Genomic DNA, 18736 nt, shown 5'->3' with positions numbered 1-18736 from the left:
TCACCTCCCGGCACACCGGCGAGATCCAGCCACCGCGCGGCACACGCTGATCGGGCGCACTCCGGCGCGTTCGGTGCGGGTGCGACCGGGTCGAGTGCGTCACCGGACGCGGATCGACCGGTTTCCGGTCCAGGCCAATGGGGCATTCACCCCGTGGTGTGGGGCTAAGGAGGTCTCGGGGGTGGCGTTGGTGGTGGCACAGGAGGTGCCCTCGTCGTCGAGCATGGCCGTACCTCATGGCCCGGCGGGCGTCGGGCAGGCGAGGCACCGCATGCGTGATCAGCTGCGCAGCGGCGGTGTGACGGAATCGGTCATCGACGACGCCGTACTGGTCCTTTCCGAATTGTTGAGCAACGCGTGCAAACACGGCCGCCCACTGGGCGACGTCCCGGCCGGTGACGGAAGCGTCCGCGCCGCCTGGCGGCTGGATGCCGGGGGACGGCTCCTGGTGGAGGTCACGGACGGCGGCGGCCCGACCCGCCCGGCGCCGTCGACCCCGTCGGTCACCGCCCGCGGCGGCCGGGGGCTGAACATCATCACGGCGCTCTCCGCGGACTGGGGCGTCCGCAACGACGCCCGCGGCGAGGTCACCGTCTGGGTCGTCGTCCACGACGACGTACGCGCGGCCCCGGCGGCCGGTCACCGGCGCGACGACTTCGCCTCCCGGGTCGCGGCGCCGGCGGTGTCGGAGATTCCGGGGCTGGAGTACGAGGGACCGTACGAGGGGCCGTATGAGGAGGACGACGCGTACGACGCGGCGGGCTGAGCCGGCGGCTGCGTCGTCAGGGTGCGGCTCCGTCCACAGGTGCGGCTCTGTCCGCAGTGCGCGGCTCCGTCCACAGGGTCCCGTCGGTCACTTCCGGAACGGCTAGGCTCGCGCCCGTACCAGAGAAGCCGCATCCGGGAGACAGTCACCATGGCCAAGAAGCGCCCCCAGACGAAGGCCAGGCGGCCTCAGCCCACCGACGGTGACCTGCCGGTCGTCGGCGCCCGGGAGCCCTGCCCCTGCGGCAGCGGCCGTCGCTACAAGGCGTGCCACGGTCGGGCCGCCGCGCAGGCCGGCACCGAGCTGGTGCAGCGCCCCTTCGAGGGGCTGTCCGGCGAGGGCGACTGGGTCGCGCTGCGCGAGCTGGTCCCGGCGGCGACGGTGGAGCTGACCCTGAAGGACGGCCTGCCCGAGGGCGTCCCCTCCATCACGCTGGCCACGGTGCTGCCGATGGCCTGGCCCGCCCTGCGCCGCGACGACGGCTCGGTCCTGCTCGCCCTCCAGAACGACACGGCGTCGGGCGACCTCAGCCGCGACCTCGCCGACACCCTGCTGCGCGCCCTCGAGGCCGAGCCGGGCACGCCGGTGCAGGGCCGCCGCGCCCCCGCCGACGGCCCCCGGCTCCAGGACCTGCTGGCGGCGGACGCGCCGTTCGAGCCGGTGGTGCACGAGGGCTTCGAGTTCTGGGTGCCGGACGCCGAGAACGCGACGCCGGAGGTGACCGCCTCCCTGGAGCGGGCCAACGCCGCCGCCATCCCCACCGTCCGGCTCCCGGACCTCGACGCCGCCTACTGGTGCGAGACGCCGGACAAGAACCACCTGCGCTGGGTCATGCCCCACGAGGAGGAGCGACTTCTGGACGCCCTCGCGCGGCTGTCGGCGGCGGGCGACTCCGGCCTCGGCGAGGGCACCCGCCTCGTCGGCTCGTTCCGCGCGCACGGCCTGACCGTGCCGGTATGGGACCTGCCGAGCGGCGTCGGCGCCGCGGACGTGGAGAAGCCGGCGGCCGAGTTCGCCGAGCGCCTCGCCACGGCCCTGGCCATCGAGGCGCCCCTCACCCCGGACGAGCGGCGGGCCCGCGGCGGCCTCACCAACCGGCAGGTCACCCTCAGCTGACCCGCGCGGTCACCGGCACCGTTCCCGCCTTGGTCCGCGCTTGGTCCGGACTTGGTCCGCACCTTTGCGGGAGCAGGTGACTCCAGTCACAACTCCCGGTAGACACAAGCCAGTCGGTGTCCGGAAACCAGGAGATCGAATTTGCTTACCGCCGATCTCTTGTTACCGTTCGAGTAGCCCGGTTGCTGGTGCATCCCCCGTCGCCAGCAACCGGGCCTTTCCATGCCCGCGACTCTCCGCGCGGCGCCCTCGGCCGCCGACCGCGGTCAAGGCCGGCCCGGCTCGCTCCCCGTACGCAGCAGCAACGGCCCCGTACTACAGCTCGGGCGCGCTCACACCCGTACGCGTGAGGGCGTCGACCACCGCGTCGAGGACCGCCTCCACGTCGGGCACCCAGGGCGTGGCGGAGCCGGGCAGCGGGGCCCGCTCCCAGCGGACGGCGCCGGCGCCGGTCTCCGACGGGGGCAGCACGAGATAGCCGCCCGCACCGTGGAAACGCAGCGAGCCGGGGACGAAGTCCTTCGCGTAGAGCAGCTCGCCCAGCTGCGCCAGGGAGTACGGCCGCACCAGCAGCGCCCAGCGCGTGGGCGAGGCGACGACCGGGCCGACCCGGAGGCCCGCGCGGTCGAGCGCGGCCAGGGCGCGGGCGGCCGGTCCTGCGGGCAGCGAGACGGCGCACGGGGCGTCTCCCCCGGTGGCCAGCAGGACCGGCGCGGCCGGCCGGCTGGTCCACCACCAGCGGACCATGCGGGCGTCGGTGGTGGCCGCGAGGAGGCCGGGTTCGAAGGGGTGCGCGCCGGGCACCGTGCACTCGGGGTCGGGGCAGCCGCAGCGCGAGCGCGCCCGCGGGTCGGCCGCCACGCCCGGGAGCACCGGCCACCGCCAGCGCGCCGCACAGGTCAGGGCCGCGTCGAGCGGGTCGGGCCGTCCCTCGTCGCGCGGGGACCTCTCATCGCCGGTCACGAGCCTGCGTCGCCTTCCGAGGATCTCGCGCATGAGCGCTCGTTCCTTTCCGTTGCACGCCTGGCAACACCGTGGTCGCATCACGCAACACGTGGTCGCATCACGCCTTGTGTCGCATCACACCATGTGTCGATCTCTTCGCTGTGCGGAGAAGCTGCTGGCGCCTCACACCCCCCGCCGGGGGCGGGGAACCCCAAAACGCCCCGAATCCCCTCGGGGTCGTGCTGTCGACTGCGTCCGTGGCATGGCGCGGGGGTGGCGAAGTATGGCGTTTCGCCGTCTCGCGTATTTCTCTCCGCCTCCGCCACGGGAGGATGGGGCACGGTCGTCGGTGGATAGGACGCCCGGGTCGGTCGCCGGGTTCCGGGTGGCACCCGACCACCCCGGCCTTCACCGAGTACGTACCCATCACGACCGCTGTGACGCTCCGTTGAGCACCCCCAGAAGACCGCAACAAGACGTCCTCTGCGGCAGTTTCAAGCCAACTTCGCTTTTACGCAAGGGTTTCGCAAGGAGCCGAGAATGAGGCCACGTGAGTCCCACGGACACCAGGAATCCCAGCAGGACAATGCTGGACATCTCCCGACGAGTGCGTGTACATGTGGAGACACTGCTGGCGGCGCCGAATGACATGGGGGTTCGCGATGCATTTGCGCAGAAAGCACCGGTCGGAAAGCCGGACACCATGAACGCCCCGCATCCCGCGAAAGTGGCCGGAATCGACTCCACCGTGCCGGCCCCCGCCCAGACTGTCGCGCCCGCCGCGCCCGAGCCCGCCGCCCCGGCCACCGCGCCGCCCGCCCCGGACGCCCCGGGCGTCCTGCTCCAGGACCGGCTGGCCGGCTGGGTCTCGGACCTCACCACGCTGCACGAGCTGACCGAACGCCTGGTCCGCACCGACTCCCTCGCCGACGGCCTCCAGGAACTGCTGCACGCCGGAGCCGCCCTGGTGGGCGCCCGGCGCGGCCTCGTCGTCCTCGAACCCGCCGACGGACTCGGCCCGGACACCAGCACCGGGCTCGGTCTCACCCGCGCCGACCTGGGCCTCATCGAGACCGTCCCGCGCGCCGCCCTGCCCTGCGGCCGCTTCCTCGGCGCGCCGACCCTGGACGCCCCCGCCCTCGGCGCCCCCGCCGCGCCGCCCGCCGCCGAGGGCGAGGCCGGGATCGCCGTGCCCGACCTCTTCGCCGAGCCGGGGCTCGACCCCCGCCACCGCGAGGTCGCCGCCCGCCTCGGCTACGCCGCCAGCTACACCCTCCCGCTCGCCGCCGAGGGCGCCGGGCGGCTCGGCGCGGCCGTCTGGCTCTACGACGAGCCCGCCGAACCCACCGGCCGGCAGCGGCACCTGGCCGGCCTGTACGCCCGGTACGCCACCGCCCACCTGGCCCGGCTGGTCGAGGTGGAGCGCACGCGCGCGTGCATGGCGACGCTCGCCGAGGAGCTGCTGCCCTCCCGGCTGCCCCGCGTCCCCGGCGTCCAGCTCGCCGCCCGGCACCGCACCGGGCCGCGCGGCGGCGGCGACTGGTACGACGCGCTGCCGCTGCCCGACGCCGCCCTCGGCCTCGCCGTCGGCTCCGTCACCGGCTCGGGGCCCGGCGCGGTCGCGGCGATGGGGCGGCTGCGCGCCTCGCTGCGGGCGTACGCCGTGATGGAGGGCGAGGACCCGGTCGCCGTCCTGTCCGACCTGGAGCTGCTGCTGCGGCTGACCGAGCCGGCCCGTTCGGCCACCGCGCTGTTCGGCTACTGCGAGCCGGCGCTGCGCCGGATCACCCTGGCCGGCGCCGGGCACAGCCCCCCGCTGCTGATCGGTGAGCGGCGCACCGAGTTCGTGGAGACCTCCGTCTCGGCGCCGCTCGGCATGCTCGCCTGCTGGGAGGCGCCCAGCGTGGAGGTGCAGGCCGAGCCGGGAGAGACGGTCCTGCTCTACACCGACGGGCTGCTGCACCGCACCGGCGACCCCACCGACCGCGCCTTCGCCCGGCTGCACGCCGCCGCGGCGGGCGTACCACGGGCCGCCCGGCAGGACCCGGGCGCGGTCGCGGAGCACGTGCTGCGCGCCGTGCTGCCGGAGGCGGGCGGCGGCGACACGGCGGCCGAGGAGGACGTGGTGCTGCTGGCGGTCCGCTTCGAGTGACCCGCCACCCCAAGTGAGAGACCTTCGGCCCTGGGCCCCGTTTCGTACGACCGTACGATGGGGGTGGCCCAGTGCCGTACGGGCCGCGTGCCGTATAGAGGAGGATGACCGTGGCGGAGGAGCTCCCGGAGACCCCGGAGACCGCTGAGGAAGCGCCGATCAAGCAGCGGAAGAACAGCCTGTACCCGGGTGTGTCCGACGAGCTGGCCGAGAACATGAAGTCCGGCTGGGCCGACACCGAGCTGCACGACCTGGCGCCGGTCGCCCAGGCCGCCGAGACCGCCGCCCGCCGGGCCGCGCTGTCGGCGCGCTTCCCGGGCGAGCGCCTGGTGGTGCCGGCCGGCAACCTCAAGACCCGGTCCAACGACACCGAGTACGCCTTCCGCGCCTCCGTGGAGTACGCCTACCTCACCGGCAACCAGACCGAGGACGGCGTCCTGGTCCTGGAGCCGGCCGGCGAGGGCCACACCGAGACGCTCTACCTGCTGCCGCGCTCCGACCGCGAGACCGGCGAGTTCTGGCTGGACGGCCAGGGCGAGCTGTGGGTCGGCCGCCGCCACTCCCTCACCGAGGCGGAGCAGCTGTACGGCGTCCCCGCCTCCGACGTCCGCGAACTGGCCGGCGCGCTCGGCGAGGCCACCGGGCCGGTGCGCGTCGTGCGCGGCCACGACGCCGGGATCGAGGCGGCGCTGACCGACAAGGTCACCGCCGAGCGCGACGAGGAGCTGCGCGTCTTCCTCTCCGAGGCCCGCCTGGTCAAGGACGACTTCGAGATCGGCGAGCTGCAGAAGGCCGTCGACTCCACGGTGCGGGGCTTCGAGGACGTGGTGAAGGTCCTCGACAAGGCCGAGGCCACCAGCGAGCGCTACATCGAGGGCACCTTCTTCCTGCGCGCGCGCGTGGAGGGCAACGACGTCGGCTACGGCACCATCGCCGCCGCCGGACCGCACGCCTGCACCCTGCACTGGGTCCGCAACGACGGCCCGGTCCGCTCCGGCGACCTGCTGCTGCTCGACGCCGGCGTGGAGACGCACACGTACTACACGGCGGACGTCACCCGCACGCTGCCGGTCAACGGCACCTACACCGAGGTGCAGAAGCGGGTCTACGACGCGGTGTACGAGGCCCAGGAGGCCGGCATCGCGGCGGTCCGGCCGGGCGCGAAGCACCGCGACTTCCACGACGCCGCCCAGCGGGTGCTGGCCGAGAAGCTGGTCGCCTGGGGCCTGGTCGAGGGCCCGGTCGAGCGGGTCCTGGAGCTGGGGCTGCAGCGCCGCTGGACGCTGCACGGCACCGGTCACATGCTCGGCATGGACGTCCACGACTGCGCCGCCGCGCGCGTGGAGACGTACGTGGACGGCACGCTGGAGCCCGGCATGGTGCTCACCGTCGAGCCCGGCCTGTACTTCCAGGCCGACGACCTGACCGTGCCGGAGGAGTACCGGGGCATCGGCGTGCGTATCGAGGACGACATCCTGGTCACCGCGGACGGCAACCGGAACCTCAGCGCCGCGCTGCCCCGGCGGTCCGACGAGGTCGAGGCGTGGATGGCGGGGCTCACGGGCTGATCGAGCGCCGGGGGGAGTTCGGGGGTCGGGGAGTTCGGGAGTCGGGGGGCGTTCCGTGGACGACTTCTGGGCCGGTGTCGGGGTCGATCTGCATCTGGAGCCCGACGCCGCCGGGGGTCGCCGCCACGGCCTGGAGCGGGCGCTGCGCGACGCCGTGCGCGCGGGCCGGCTGGCCCCCGGGACCACCCTGCCCGCCTCCCGGCGGCTGGCGGAGCAGCTGGGCATCGCCCGGGGCACCGCGAAGGCCGCCTACGACCAGCTGGTCGCCGAGGGGTACCTGACCGCCCGCCAGGGCTCGGGCACCCGTGTCGCCCGGCTGCCCGCCGCGCCGGCCGGCCCGTCCGAACCGGCGGCACCCGCGCGTGCGCCCCGTTTCGACCTGCGCCCCGGCAGCCCGGACGTCGGCGCCTTCCCGGCCGCGGCCTGGCTCCGGGCGTTGCGCCGCGCGGTCGCCTCGGCGCCGGCGTCCGCCTACGACTACGGCGACCCGCGCGGCCGTGTCGAACTGCGCACCGCGCTCTCCGGCTACCTCGGGCGCGCCCGCGGGGTGGTCGCGCCGCCGGAGCGGATCGTGGTCACCTCCGGCTCCGTCCAGGGCCTCGCCCTCCTCACCCGCGTCCTGGACCGGCCCCGGGTGGCCATGGAGGACCCGGGGCTGCCCTTCCACCGCGAGGTGGTCCGGCGGGCGGGCGGCAGCGTGCTGCCGGTGCCGGTCGACGAGCGCGGCGCCCGCGCCGAACTCCTGGGCCCGGCCGACACCGTGGTCCTCACGCCGGCGCACCAGTACCCGAGCGGCGTGACCCTGCGACCCGAGCGGCGGCGGGCGTTCAGCGCGTGGGCACGCGCGTGTGACGGCCTGATCGTCGAGGACGACTACGACGGGGAGTTCCGCTACGACCGGCAGCCGGTCGGCGCCCTCCAGGGCATGGCGCCGGGCCACGTCGTCTATCTGGGCACGGTCTCCAAGACCCTCGCGCCCGGGCTGCGGCTCGGCTGGATGGTGCTGCCGCCGCACCTGGTCGACGCGGTGGCCGACGTCAAGCTGCACAGCGACCACCACACCGAGGCGCTGGGCCAGCTCGCGCTGGCCGACCTCATCGGCACGCACGCCTACGACCGGCACGTACGCGGCTCCCGGATGCGCTACCGGCGGCGCCGGGACCGGCTCGTGGACCTCCTCGGCCGGCGCAGGACCGTGCGCGGGGTCGCGGCCGGGCTGCACGCGCTGGTGGAGGTGGCCGACGAGGACGCGGTGCTGGCGCGGGCGGCGGCGGAGGGGCTCGCGGTGGGGCGGCTGGGGGAGCACTGGCATCGCCCGGACGGTGCGGGTGCGGGTGCGGGGCGGTCCCAGGGGCTCGTGGTGGGGTACGGGACGCCGCGCGAGGCGGCGTATCCCGAGGCGCTCCAGGCGTTGGGGCGGGTACTGGACCTGCCGTCCTAGACGGCGACCAGGGGCGCGCCGCCGCGCCACTTGAGGACCTTGTCGAAGCTCACCACGGACCCGGTCCGGCCGGGCGCGCTGCCGATGTGGACGTGGTCGGTGAGTTCCTGGATCAGGCACAGGCCGCGGCCGTGCTCCGCGTCGGCCGGGGCCTGGCGGGCCGCGCCGCCGCCCGGAGCGCCCGGGGCGCCGGCCGGGAAGCCGGGCCCCGAGTCCGCCACCTCGATGCGGCAGCGCTCGCCGTCCAGGTAGGCCGTCACGCGGTACGCCTCCGAGCCGGCGCCCGCGCCGCCGTCGGGGCCGCCGTGCTCCACCGCGTTGGCGCACGCCTCGCTGAGGGCCACGGACAGGTCGAAGGAGATGTCGGGATCGACGCCCGCGGTCTCCATGGTGCCGATCAGCAGGCGTCGGGCCAGGGGGACGCTCGCAGCCTCGCGCCGCAGATGGAGTGACCACCAGATGCTCATGCTCCAGCCTCCCGGCCGCGGCTCGACATACCGTTACGTATTGCCCCTCGTGGCCGGGCGTAAGCGCAGAGTCGGCATCCGACCGCCCGTACGGCGGATGCGCGCCCGCGCGCCGACGGTGTATGAGCGGGGGTGCGGGGGGCGCGCTCGGGGATGCGCGGGGCGTTCGGCGGGGATGTCTGAGGGCGGCCGGAGAGGGCTTCCGAGCGCGGATGAGGATCTTCCGGTTCTTCCGGGCGCTTCCCGCACCTTCCGGTCGTAGCTCATCTTGCGGACCTGCCGCACGGGGCCCGGGGTGCCGGTGCGATGATGAGGCCGCCATGTCTGTCCCCCATCCGTCATCGGCGCGCTCCGGGAACGACCTCCGGGTGCTGCGGGCCGCGGTGTTCGCCGCGGTCTGCGTCGTGCTGGCCGCGGGCGGGCACGTCCTCGCCTCCTGCGCCGGGGTGCCGGCGTGGTCGCTGGGGGCGGGCTTCGCGGGGGTGCTCGCGGTGGCCGTGCCGCTGGCCGGGCGGGAGCGGTCGCTGCCCGGGATCGCGGTGCTGCTGGCTGCCGGCCAGGTGGCGCTGCACACCCTCTTCGGCGTCGGCCAGCACGCTGCCGCCGCCACGGCCGCGTCCGGTGGGGTCGGCGTCGGTACGGCCGGCGCGGGTGCGGCCGACGCGTCGCTGGTGCAGCAGGCGGCCCATCTCGTGTGCGGGAGCGCCGCGGCGGCGATCAGCCCGGCGCAGGCCCAGCGCATCCTCACCGACGCCCGGCTCGGGGCCGGCGGCGGCCACACCGGCCTCCACCGCCCGGCCGGCGACGCCATGTCCGGCGCGGCCGGCTCCCCCATGGCCCTGCTGCCGTCCCTGCCGATGCTGCTGGGCCATGTCCTGGCCGCCGTCGCCGCCGGCTGGCTGCTGCGGCGCGGCGATCTCGCCCTCGCCCGGCTGGTCGACGTGTCGACGCACTCGGCCCAGTCGGTGGCCGAGGCGGCACTGGTACGCGCCCTGCGCGGCGCGCTCGCGCTGGTGCGCGCCCTGCAGGCCGGGCTCGCGGGGGCACCCCGCACCGGCCCGCGTCCGCCGTGCGCCGACCGCACGGCGCCGCCGCGTCCGTGGACGACCGCGCTCCAGCACACGGTGATCAGGCGCGGCCCGCCCCGCACTCCGCTCGTCCACTTCGCCTGACACGACGCGACCGGTGCCATGAGGGGCCGCCGTCGTGCGGCGAGCGCGCGCCCGCGCGCACCCCCTTCTGCCACTCGTCACCGGCCCCGTCGGGCCGGGACCCACTCGAAGCGGAGTGCTCCGTCCATGAAGGCTTCCCGTATCGCCACCGCCGGCGCCCTGTCCGGCATCGCCGTCCTCGCCCTGTCCGCCCCCGCGTTCGCGCACGTCACCGTGCAGCCGGAGGGCCAGGCCGCCAAGGGCGGCTACGCGACCGTCAACTTCAAGGTGCCCAACGAGCGCGACAACGCCTCCACCACCAAGCTGGAGGTCAACCTCCCCGCCGACCACCCGCTGGCGTCCGTGATGCCGCAGCCGGTGCCGGGCTGGGACGTCAAGGTCACCAAGTCGAAGCTCGCCAAGCCGCTCGAGTCGCACGGCGAGAAGCTCACCGAGGCCGTCAGCAAGGTCACCTGGACCGCCCAGAAGGGCGGCGGGGTCCAGCCCGGCTACTTCCAGAAGTTCCCGCTCTCCCTCGGCGCCCTGCCCGAGGACAGCGACGAGCTGGTGTTCAAGGCGATCCAGACGTACTCCAACAAGGAGGTCGTGCGCTGGATCGAGGTCCCGCAGGAGGGCCAGGACGAGCCCGAGAACCCGGCGCCCGTGCTCCAGCTGAGCGCGGCCGAGGACGACGCCCACGGCGCGTCGGGCGCGACGGCGACCGGCGGCGCCGACGCCGGTGACTCCGGTGACTCCGGCGACAAGGCGGACGGTCACGACACGGCCGCGGCGGCCGACTCCGGCGACGACAGCGACACCACCGCCCGCGTCCTCGGCGTGGTCGGCATCGTCGTCGGCGTCGCGGGCGTCGCCTTCGGCGTGCTGGCCGGCCGCCGGCGCGGTACCGGCGCGTCCGCGTAACCCTCTCGTCCGGTGCGCACCGGGTCCCGCCCCTCGGGGCCCGGTGCGTACCGGGGCACCTCAGATCTGGGACATTCCTCCATGCACATCAGCTTCCGAACGAACTCCCGCCCCCGCGGGGCCTCCCGCAAGAAGACCCTGGCCGCGGCCGTGCTGCTCGCCGCCGGCGCCCTCACCCTGTCCGCCTGCGGCGACGGCTCCGACGGCGGCGAGCCGGCCGCCGTGGTCTCCGACGACACCGGCCGACAGGCGGCCACTATCCTCGACCAGCCCTTCAAGAAGCCGGACCTGGTCCTCACCGACACCGACGGCAAGAAGTACGACCTGCGCGCCGAGACCGCGGGCCGGCCCACCCTGGTCTACTTCGGCTACACCCACTGCCCCGACGTGTGCCCCCTCACCATGAACAACCTGGCCGTGGCCAAGAAGCAGCTCCCCCGGGCCGAGCAGGACAAGCTGCGCGTCGTGTTCGTCAGCACCGACCCGGAGCGCGACACCCCCGCCGCCCTCAAGACCTGGCTGAAGGGCATCGACCCGCAGATCGTCGGCCTCACCGGCGACTTCGCCACCGTCCAGGCCGGCGCCCGCGGCCTCGGCATCTCCATCGAGCCGCCGACCAAGGACAAGAACGGCAAGATCGTCTCCACCCACGGCACCCAGGTGATCGCCTTCTCCCCCAAGACCGACGCGGGGTACGTCCTCTACGACGACGACGCGACCGTGGACGACTACACCAAGGATCTGCCGAAGCTGGTCAAGGGGGAGAACCCGTGATCCGGCGAGCCGGGACCGCAGCGGGGGCGGCCGCGCTGGGCGGCTGCCTGCTGCTGGCCGGCTGCTCCGGGTCCGGCGACTCGGGCGGCGACGAGGCCGAGTTGTCCGTCGGCGGCGCCTACATGCCGCAGCCCGTCTCCGCCTCCATGGCGGCCGGCTTCCTCACCATCACCAACAAGGGCGGCGCGGCCGACGACCTGACCTCCGTCACCAGCGAGGCCGGCGAGGTCACCGTGCACCAGACCAAGGGCGGCACGATGACGGAGGCCGACCGCCTCCCCGTCCCCGCCCACGGGCGGCTGGTGTTCAGGAGCGGCGGCAACCACCTGATGTTCGAGAAGCTCACGCAGCGACCGCGGGAGGGCCAGACGGTCTCCGTCCGGCTGCACTTCGCCCACTCCGCCCCCGTCACCGTCGCGATACCGGTGAAGGCGGCCACCTACCAGCCCACCGGCGGCACCCCCGAGCACGCGGCGCACTCCGCGTCCTCGGGACACTGAGGGAGGGACCACCTTGACGCTGACCATCGCCCCACGCCTCCGGACGCTGCTCCTGCTGCTCCTCGCGGCGGCCGGCCTCCTGCTCGCCACCGCCGGACCGGCCTCCGCGCACGCCGCGCTGACCGGCAGCGACCCCCGGCAGGGGGCGGTGGTCGACCGGGCCCCGGCCCAGGTGTCGCTCACCTTCTCCGAGAACGTCTCCCTGGACGACGACTCGCTGCGCGTCCTCGACCCCAAGGGCAAGCGGGTGGACGACGGCAAGCCGGCCGGCACCGGCGGCACGACGTACGCCGTGAAACTGCACGCCGGGCTGCCCGACGGCACCTACACCGTGGCCTACCAGGTCGTCTCCGCCGACAGCCACCCCGTGGCCGGCGCGTACACCTTCTCCGTCGGCGCCCCGTCCGAGACCTCCGTCTCCGTCGGCGGCCAGGAGGCGGGCGGCGGACCCGTGGGCTGGCTCTACGGCTTCGGGCGGTACGTGTCGTACGCCGGCTTCGTCGTGCTGACCGGCGGCGCCGCCTTCGTGCTCGCCTGCTGGCCGCGCGGGGCCGGGGCCCGGGTGCTCCAGCGGCTCGTCGTCGGCGGCTGGCTGGCGCTGACCGGTGCCACGCTGCTGCTGCTCCTGCTGCGCGGCTCCTACACCACCTCGGGGAAGCTCGCCGACGTCTTCGACCTGGACCTGCTCGGGGAGGTCCTCCAGACCAAGAGCGGGGCGGCGCTCGTCTCCCGGCTGCTGCTGCTCGCCGCCGCCGCCCTCTTCGTCGCCGTGCTCTTCGGCGCGTACGACAAGCGCGAGGACGAGGAGAAGCGGGACCTCACCTTCGGGCTCGCCGTCGGCGGAACCGTCGTCGGCGCGGGCCTCGCCGCGACCTGGGCGATGGCCGAGCACGCCTCCGTCGGCCTCCAGGCGGGGCTCGCCATGCCCGTCGACGTCCTGCACCTGCTCTCCGTGGCCGCCTGGCTGGGCGGGCTCACCGCGCTGCTCACCGCCCTGTACCGGGCGCCGGCCGAGCTGCCGCTGCCGGTCTCGGCCGTCCGGCGGTTCTCCCGGGTCGCCTTCGGCAGTGTGGTGGCCCTCGTCGTCACCGGCGTCTACCAGTCCTGGCGGCAGCTGGGCTCCTGGTCCGCGTTCACCGACACCCGCTACGGGCAGCTGCTGCTGGCCAAGATCGCGCTGGTCGCGGCGCTGGTCGGGCTCGCGTACTTCTCCCGCCGGTGGACGGCGCGGCTGGCGGTGTCGGCGGCGGCGGTGCCGGCTGCTGCGGTGCCGGCCGCTGCGGGGAAGCGGCAGCAGAGGCAGGGGGCCGGGTCCGCGGTCGCCGCGGCGACGCCTCGGAGCGAGGGCGCGGCGGCGAAGGCCAAGGGCGCGGGGAAGTCCCGGGTCGCCGGAACCGCCGCGGAGGCCGCCGACCCGGAGCGCGCCGCGCACGCCGGCGACCCGGAGCGCGCCGCGCAGCTGGCCCGGCAGCGGGCCGCGGTCGACACCGCCCGGCGCAAGCAGCAGCGGGACGCCGACCCCGAGCGGCACGGGCTGCGCCGCTCCGTGCTGGCCGAGGCGGGCGTCGCGGTCGTGCTGCTCGCCGTCACCACCGTGCTGACCCAGACCGAGCCGGGGCGTACCGAGCAGGAGGCCCAGGCGGCCGGCGCGGCCTCCTCGTCGGCCGCCAGCTCCACTGCGCCCTCCGGCGCGGTGACCCTGGACATCCCGTTCGACACCGCGAGCCCCAACGGCAAGGGCGTCGTCCGCGTCGACATCGACCCGGCCCGGGTCGGCGGCAACGACGTGCACCTCTACGTCGAACGTCCGGACGGCACCGCCGTCGACATCCCCGAGGTGAAGCTCGCCCTGACCCTCAAGAGCAAGGACATCGGGCCGCTGCCGGTGGCCCCGGAGCACATCACCACCGGACACTGGTCGGCGAGCGGAGTGCAGATCCCGATGGCCGGCGACTGGGAGGTCGCCGTGACCGTGCGGACCTCCGACATCGACCAGGTGACCGTCTCTAAGAACGCGCAGATCGGCTGAACCGCACCATGGCTGACCAGTCCACCCCCTCCACGTCCGGCACCCAGGGAGCGCGCGAGGGCATCTCCCGCCGCCGGCTGCTCGGCACCGCCGGGGCCACCGGGCTCGTGCTCGGCGCGGCGGGCGGCGCCACCGGATACGCCGCGGCACCGGCCGAGGCGACACCGCTCACCTCGCTGGGCAGGGCGCGGGCGGCGTTTCACGTGAAACATCAGCCCGGCATCACCACGCCCATGCAGGCGCGCGGCCATCTCGTCGCCTTCGACCTGGCGGCGGGCACCGGCCGCAAGGAGGCCGCCGCGCTGCTGCGCCGCTGGTCGGAGACGGCGCGGCGGCTGATGGCGGGCGAGCCTGCCGCGACCGGCGACACGGCCGTGGCCCTGGACGCCGGGCCCTCCTCCCTGACGGTGACCTTCGGGTTCGGGCACGGCTTCTTCGGCCGGACCGGTCTGGCGGCGCGACGCCCGGCGGCCCTCGATCCGCTGCCCGACTTCTCCTCCGACCATCTCGACAAGGCCCGCAGCAACGGCGACCTGTGGGTGCAGATCGGGGCCGACGACGCCCTGGTCGCCTTCCACGCCCTGCGCGCGATCCAGCGGGACGCCGGGTCGGCGGCGCGCCTCCGCTGGCAGATGAACGGCTTCAACCGCACGCCGGGCGCCACCGACCGGCCCATGACCACCCGCAACCTGATGGGCCAGATCGACGGCACCCGCAACCCCAAGCCGGCCGAGCCCGACTTCGACCGCCGGATCTTCGTCCCGGAACGGGGCGAGCCCGACTGGATGGCGAACGGCTCCTATGTCGTCGTACGGCGCATCCGCATGCTCCTCGACGAGTGGGAGCGGCTGTCCGCCAAGGCCCAGGAGGGGGTGATCGGGCGCCGCAAGTCCGACGGGGCACCGCTGTCCGGGGGCGGCGAGACGACCGAGATGGACCTGGAGAAGACCGACGCCGCGGGGGACCTGGCCGTCCCGATCAACGCCCACGCCCGCATCACCCGGCCCGACCAGAACGGCGGCGCCGCCATGCTGCGCCGACCCTTCTCGTTCCACGACGGCTTCGACGCCGACGGGGCGCCGGACGCGGGCCTGCTCTTCGTCTGCTGGCAGGCCGATCCGCTGCGCGGCTTCGTGCCGGTGCAGCGCAAGCTGGACCGGGGGGACGCGCTTGCGCCGTTCATCCGCCACGAGGCGAGCGGCCTGTTCGCGGTGCCGGGCGGGGCTGCGGAGGGGGAGTACGTGGGGCAGCGGCTGCTGGAGGGGTGAGGGACGGTGGCCGCCGGCCCGGCGCACCGGGGTGGGACGGTCCGTGGAAGCACGCGTCGCGCCCGGCAGCGGCGCATTAGGGTGAGTTCATGCCCGCCAGTTACGCGTATCTCGGCCCCGAAGGCACCTTCACCGAAGTCGCCCTGCGCACGCTCCCGGAGACGGCGACCCGGGAACTCGTACCGTACGTCTCCGTCCAGTCCGCGCTCGACGCGGTGCGCACCGGCGAGGCCGAGGCCGCGTTCGTGCCGATCGAGAACTCCGTCGAGGGCGGCATCACCACGACCCTGGACGAGCTGGTCGCCGGCCAGCCGCTGATGATCTACCGCGAGGTGCTGCTGTCCATCACCTTCGCGCTCCTCGTCCGCCCCGGCACCGGGCTGTCGGACATCAAGACGGTCACCGCGCACCCGGCCGCCCAGCCCCAGGTGCGCAACTGGCTCAAGGCCCACCTCCCGCACGCTCTGTGGGAGTCGGCCGCCTCCAACGCCGACGGCGCCCGCCTGGTCCAGGAGGGCCGGTTCGACGCGGCCTTCGCCGGTGAGTTCGCCGCCGCCCGGTACGGCCTGGAGGTCCTGGAGTCCGACATCCACGACGCGGAGAACGCGCAGACGCGGTTCGTCCTGGTGGGCCGCCCGGCCCGGCCCGCCGCGCCGACCGGTGCGGACAAGACGTCCGTGGTGCTCTGGCAGCGCGACGACCACCCCGGTGGCCTGCGCGACCTGCTGGGCGAGTTCGCCACCCGGGGCGTCAACCTGATGCTGCTCCAGTCCCGGCCCACCGGTGCCGGCATCGGCAACTACTGCTTCTGCATCGACGCCGAGGGCCACATCACCGACCGCCGGGTGGCCGACGCCCTCATGGGCCTCAAGCGGTCCTGCCTCCAGGTGCGCTACCTCGGCTCCTACCCGCGCGCGGGCGCGGACCCGGCCGACCTCGACGGAAGCTCCGGGAGCGCCTCGGCGCCGGTGCGGCCGGGTACCTCGGACGCGGACTTCGTGGCGGCGGCGGACTGGGTGGGGCGCTGCCAGGACGGCCGGTTCTGAGCGAGCGTTGTCCACAGAAGTTATCCACAGGTCCGCTTCTCGACCTGGGGACAAGTCGACAACCAACCCCGACACAGTCGACAAATACCCCCACAGGCACCATCTCCGTCCACAGGCCCACAGGTCACCCCTCGTCCACCTGTCGCCCGCCCACCATTCTCCGGAGTGACACCGAGTGCCCCGTTTCCACTCGAAAGTGCGGCTACAAAAGGTTTGAACCGCCTGCCATGAGGCGCCCATCCCAACATCCACAGACCTTGCACACAGCCTGTGGATAACTTCCGGGGACCCACCCCGGCCTGTGGACATCCGCTGCCTCTCGGAGCCCCAAGTCCGGTGACACGCACGGGAATCCGGCCGACCCGCCGCCGGCTCCGGCGATACGGACGGCGATACGGAGTCGAACACGCTCACCCCGCACCGGTAGCCTGGACCGCGTGATTGACCTTCGCCTGCTCCGTGAGGACCCCGACCGTGTGCGTGCGTCGCAGCGCGCCCGTGGAGAGGACGTCGCGCTCGTCGACTCCCTCCTGTCCGCCGACGAACGGCGCAGGTCGTCCGGCGTCCGCTTCGACGAGCTGCGCAATGAGCAGAAGGGCCTCGGCAAGCTCATCGGCAAGGCCGCCGGGGACGAGAAGGCCGAGCTGCTGAAGCGGGCGGGCCAGCTCGCCGCCGACGTCAAGACGGCCGACGCCGAGCGCGACGCCGCCGACGCCGAGACCCAGGAGCTGCTCCAGCAGCTCGGCAACCTCGTCCACCCCGACGTGCCCGTCGGCGGCGAGGAGGACTTCGTCACGCTGGAGACGCACGGCACGCACCGCGACTTCGCCGCCGAGGGCTTCACCCCCCGCGACCACCTGGAGCTGGGCCAGCTGCTCGGCGCCATCGACGTCGAGCGGGGCGCAAAGGTCTCCGGCTCGCGCTTCTACTTCCTCACCGGCGTCGGCGCCCTGCTGGAGCTGGCCCTGGTCAACGCGGCGATCGCCCAGGCCACGGCGGCCGGATTCACGCCGATGCTCACCCCGGCGCTGGTGCGCCCGCGGTCGATGGCCGGCACCGGCTTCCTCGGCCAGGCCTCCCAGGACGTCTACCACCTCGACAAGGACGACCTCTACCTGGTCGGCACCTCCGAGGTGGCCCTCGCCGCGTACCACATGGACGAGATCCTCGACGCCGACCGCCTCCCGCTGCGCTACGCCGGCTTCTCCCCCTGCTTCCGCCGCGAGGCCGGTTCGCACGGCAAGGACACCCGCGGCATCTTCCGCGTGCACCAGTTCGACAAGGTCGAGATGTTCTCCTACGTCCTCCCCGAGGACTCACAGGCCGAGCACCAGCGCCTCCTCGACTGGGAGAAGCAGTGGCTGACCTCGCTCGAGCTGCCGTTCCGCGTCATCGACGTGGCCTCGGCCGACCTCGGCGCCTCGGCCTCGCGCAAGTACGACTGCGAGGCGTGGATCCCCACCCAGGGCAAGTACCGCGAGCTGACCTCGACCTCGGACTGCACCGAGTTCCAGTCCCGCCGGCTGTCCATCCGGGTCCGCGAGGACAAGAAGGTCCGCCCGCTGGCCACGCTCAACGGCACGCTGTGCGCCGTCCCGCGCACCATCGTGGCGATCCTGGAGAACCACCAGCAGGCCGACGGCTCGGTGCGCGTCCCCGAGGTGCTGCGCCCGTACCTGGGCGGCCGGGAGGTCCTGGAGCCGGTGACCAAGTGAGCGACACGGACACCGGCACCGGCGCGGCCGGGGGCGGCACGGGCTTCCCCTACCGGCTCGTCGCCACCGACCTCGACGGCACGCTGCTGCGCAGCGACGGAACGGTCTCCCAGCGCACCCGTGAGGCGCTCGCCGCGGCCATCGCGGCGGGCGCGGCCCACCTCGTCGTCACCGGCCGCGCCGTGCCCTGGACCCGGCACATCCTGGACGACCTCGGCTACGACGGGCTGGCCGTCTGCGGCCAGGGCGGGCAGGTCTACCACGCCGGCGAGCACCGGTTGCTGACCTCGGTCACCCTGGACCGCCAGCTGGCCGGCGTGGCCCTCGCCAAGATCGAGGCCGAGACCGGGCCGCTGTACCTGGCGGCCAGCCGGGACGGCCTGGACGGCGACATCCTGGTGGGCCCGGGCTACGAGGTCGGGGGCAGCCTCCCGGCGGTCCCCTTCACCGACGCCGCCGACCTGTGGACCGCGCCGCTGAACAAGATCTACCTCCAGCACCCGACCCTGTCCGACGACGAACTGGCCGAGGCGGCCCGGCTAGCTGCCGGCGGCTTCGTCACCGTCACCATGGCCGGAGCGGGCATCGTCGAACTGCTTCCCCTCGGCCTGTCCAAGGCCACCGGTCTCTCGCTGGCGGCCCGGCGCCTCGGCGTGAAGGCCGCGGACACCATCGCTTTCGGCGACATGCCCAACGACATCCCCATGTTCGGCTGGGCCGCCCGGGGCGTGGCGATGGCCAACGCCCACGAGGAGCTGAAGGCGGTCGCGGACGAGGTGACGTCCTCCCACGACGAGGACGGAATCGCGGTGGTCCTGGAGCGGCTGGCCGCCTCGGCGGCGACCCGGGTCTGAGAGCCGGACACGGCCCGGACGGC

Annotated in this window: 16 protein-coding genes; 14 read left to right on the top strand and 2 right to left on the bottom strand. The window is 74.4% G+C overall.

Going from position 1 to position 18736, the window contains the following annotated elements; translation table 11 throughout:
- Positions 1-94 precede the first annotated feature (94 nt).
- On the top strand, positions 95-766 hold the full coding sequence (locus ACGFZL_RS05340; RefSeq protein WP_393689415.1) for an ATP-binding protein: 672 nt from the start codon (positions 95-97) through the stop codon (positions 764-766).
- A gap of 150 nt (positions 767-916) precedes the next feature.
- Positions 917-1882: a DUF5926 family protein gene (locus ACGFZL_RS05335; RefSeq protein WP_393689413.1), complete on the top strand. Its 966-nt coding sequence runs from the start codon at positions 917-919 to the stop codon at positions 1880-1882.
- Between the two features lie 315 nt (positions 1883-2197).
- Here the strand turns inward: ACGFZL_RS05335 and ACGFZL_RS05330 are convergent, their stop codons facing one another.
- Positions 2198-2878 (bottom strand): bifunctional DNA primase/polymerase, encoded by a 681-nt coding sequence (locus ACGFZL_RS05330; RefSeq protein WP_355168350.1) that lies wholly within the window; start codon positions 2876-2878, stop codon positions 2198-2200.
- 652 nt (positions 2879-3530) lie between these two features.
- On the opposite strand from ACGFZL_RS05330, the gene ACGFZL_RS05325 reads away from it, so the two are divergent.
- The 3 genes from ACGFZL_RS05325 to ACGFZL_RS05315 all read left to right on the top strand — a co-directional run bounded on the left by ACGFZL_RS05325 (position 3531) and on the right by ACGFZL_RS05315 (position 7988).
- Positions 3531-4979, top strand: a complete 1449-nt coding sequence (locus ACGFZL_RS05325; protein ID WP_393689411.1) for a PP2C family protein-serine/threonine phosphatase — start codon at positions 3531-3533, stop codon at positions 4977-4979.
- Positions 4980-5083: 104 nt separating this feature from the next.
- A complete protein-coding gene (locus ACGFZL_RS05320; protein ID WP_393689409.1) occupies positions 5084-6547 on the top strand; it encodes an aminopeptidase P family protein in 1464 nt (487 codons plus the stop codon).
- A gap of 55 nt (positions 6548-6602) precedes the next feature.
- Complete coding sequence (locus ACGFZL_RS05315) at positions 6603-7988, top strand: PLP-dependent aminotransferase family protein (RefSeq protein WP_393689407.1); 1386 nt, start codon at positions 6603-6605, stop codon at positions 7986-7988.
- Here ACGFZL_RS05315 and ACGFZL_RS05310 read toward each other — a convergent pair.
- Positions 7985-8455 carry an ATP-binding protein gene (locus tag ACGFZL_RS05310; RefSeq protein ID WP_355168342.1) on the bottom strand — a complete coding sequence of 157 codons (471 nt, stop codon included), beginning with the start codon at positions 8453-8455 and terminating at the stop codon, positions 7985-7987. The genes ACGFZL_RS05315 and ACGFZL_RS05310 overlap by 4 nt on opposite strands.
- Before the next feature lie 320 nt (positions 8456-8775).
- Between ACGFZL_RS05310 and ACGFZL_RS05305 the strand changes: the two genes are divergently transcribed.
- From ACGFZL_RS05305 to ACGFZL_RS05265, 9 genes are all read left to right on the top strand, one after another.
- Positions 8776-9627 carry a hypothetical protein gene (locus ACGFZL_RS05305; RefSeq protein WP_393689404.1) on the top strand — a complete coding sequence of 284 codons (852 nt, stop codon included), beginning with the start codon at positions 8776-8778 and terminating at the stop codon, positions 9625-9627.
- A gap of 126 nt (positions 9628-9753) precedes the next feature.
- Positions 9754-10527: a YcnI family protein gene (locus tag ACGFZL_RS05300; RefSeq protein WP_393689402.1), complete on the top strand. Its 774-nt coding sequence runs from the start codon at positions 9754-9756 to the stop codon at positions 10525-10527.
- Positions 10528-10608: 81 nt separating this feature from the next.
- Positions 10609-11301: an SCO family protein gene (locus tag ACGFZL_RS05295; RefSeq protein WP_393689400.1), complete on the top strand. Its 693-nt coding sequence runs from the start codon at positions 10609-10611 to the stop codon at positions 11299-11301.
- Entirely contained in the window at positions 11301-11801 is a 501-nt protein-coding gene (locus tag ACGFZL_RS05290) for a copper chaperone PCu(A)C (protein ID WP_393689609.1), read from the top strand. The genes ACGFZL_RS05295 and ACGFZL_RS05290 overlap by 1 nt, the downstream gene beginning before the upstream one ends.
- A 13-nt stretch (positions 11802-11814) precedes the next feature.
- Positions 11815-13830 (top strand): copper resistance CopC/CopD family protein, encoded by a 2016-nt coding sequence (locus tag ACGFZL_RS05285; RefSeq protein ID WP_393689398.1) that lies wholly within the window; start codon positions 11815-11817, stop codon positions 13828-13830.
- 8 nt (positions 13831-13838) lie between these two features.
- Positions 13839-15098, top strand: coding sequence for an iron uptake transporter deferrochelatase/peroxidase subunit (efeB, locus tag ACGFZL_RS05280; protein WP_393689396.1), 1260 nt, complete (start codon positions 13839-13841; stop codon positions 15096-15098).
- An 89-nt stretch (positions 15099-15187) separates the two neighbouring features.
- The gene (gene pheA, locus ACGFZL_RS05275) at positions 15188-16144 is read left to right on the top strand and encodes a prephenate dehydratase (RefSeq protein ID WP_393689394.1); all 957 of its coding nucleotides are present in this window, start codon (positions 15188-15190) and stop codon (positions 16142-16144) included.
- 437 nt (positions 16145-16581) lie between these two features.
- Positions 16582-17859, top strand: a complete 1278-nt coding sequence (gene serS, locus ACGFZL_RS05270; protein WP_393689392.1) for a serine--tRNA ligase — start codon at positions 16582-16584, stop codon at positions 17857-17859.
- Positions 17856-18713: an HAD family hydrolase gene (locus tag ACGFZL_RS05265; RefSeq protein ID WP_393689388.1), complete on the top strand. Its 858-nt coding sequence runs from the start codon at positions 17856-17858 to the stop codon at positions 18711-18713. Before serS ends, ACGFZL_RS05265 begins: the two co-directional genes overlap by 4 nt.
- Positions 18714-18736: the final 23 nt, after the last annotated feature.

Origin of the sequence: Streptomyces sp. NPDC048182 (assembly GCF_043202555.1) — a bacterium.
Taxonomy (GTDB): domain Bacteria; phylum Actinomycetota; class Actinomycetes; order Streptomycetales; family Streptomycetaceae; genus Streptomyces.
This window is presented reverse-complemented; position numbering and strand designations above follow the sequence as displayed.

Excerpts from the sequence above, each read along its gene's own strand:
- efeB (WP_393689396.1), top strand. The coding sequence starts at position 13,839 with ATGGCTGACCAGTCCACCCCCTCCACGTCCGGCACCCAGGGAGCGCGC.
- pheA (WP_393689394.1), top strand. The coding sequence starts at position 15,188 with ATGCCCGCCAGTTACGCGTATCTCGGCCCCGAAGGCACCTTCACCGAA.
- ACGFZL_RS05335 (WP_393689413.1), top strand. The coding sequence starts at position 917 with ATGGCCAAGAAGCGCCCCCAGACGAAGGCCAGGCGGCCTCAGCCCACC.
- ACGFZL_RS05330 (WP_355168350.1), bottom strand. The coding sequence starts at position 2,878 with ATGCGCGAGATCCTCGGAAGGCGACGCAGGCTCGTGACCGGCGATGAG.
- ACGFZL_RS05300 (WP_393689402.1), top strand. The coding sequence starts at position 9,754 with ATGAAGGCTTCCCGTATCGCCACCGCCGGCGCCCTGTCCGGCATCGCC.
- ACGFZL_RS05320 (WP_393689409.1), top strand. The coding sequence starts at position 5,084 with ATGACCGTGGCGGAGGAGCTCCCGGAGACCCCGGAGACCGCTGAGGAA.
- ACGFZL_RS05325 (WP_393689411.1), top strand. The coding sequence starts at position 3,531 with ATGAACGCCCCGCATCCCGCGAAAGTGGCCGGAATCGACTCCACCGTG.
- ACGFZL_RS05310 (WP_355168342.1), bottom strand. The coding sequence starts at position 8,455 with ATGAGCATCTGGTGGTCACTCCATCTGCGGCGCGAGGCTGCGAGCGTC.
- ACGFZL_RS05295 (WP_393689400.1), top strand. The coding sequence starts at position 10,609 with ATGCACATCAGCTTCCGAACGAACTCCCGCCCCCGCGGGGCCTCCCGC.
- ACGFZL_RS05305 (WP_393689404.1), top strand. The coding sequence starts at position 8,776 with ATGTCTGTCCCCCATCCGTCATCGGCGCGCTCCGGGAACGACCTCCGG.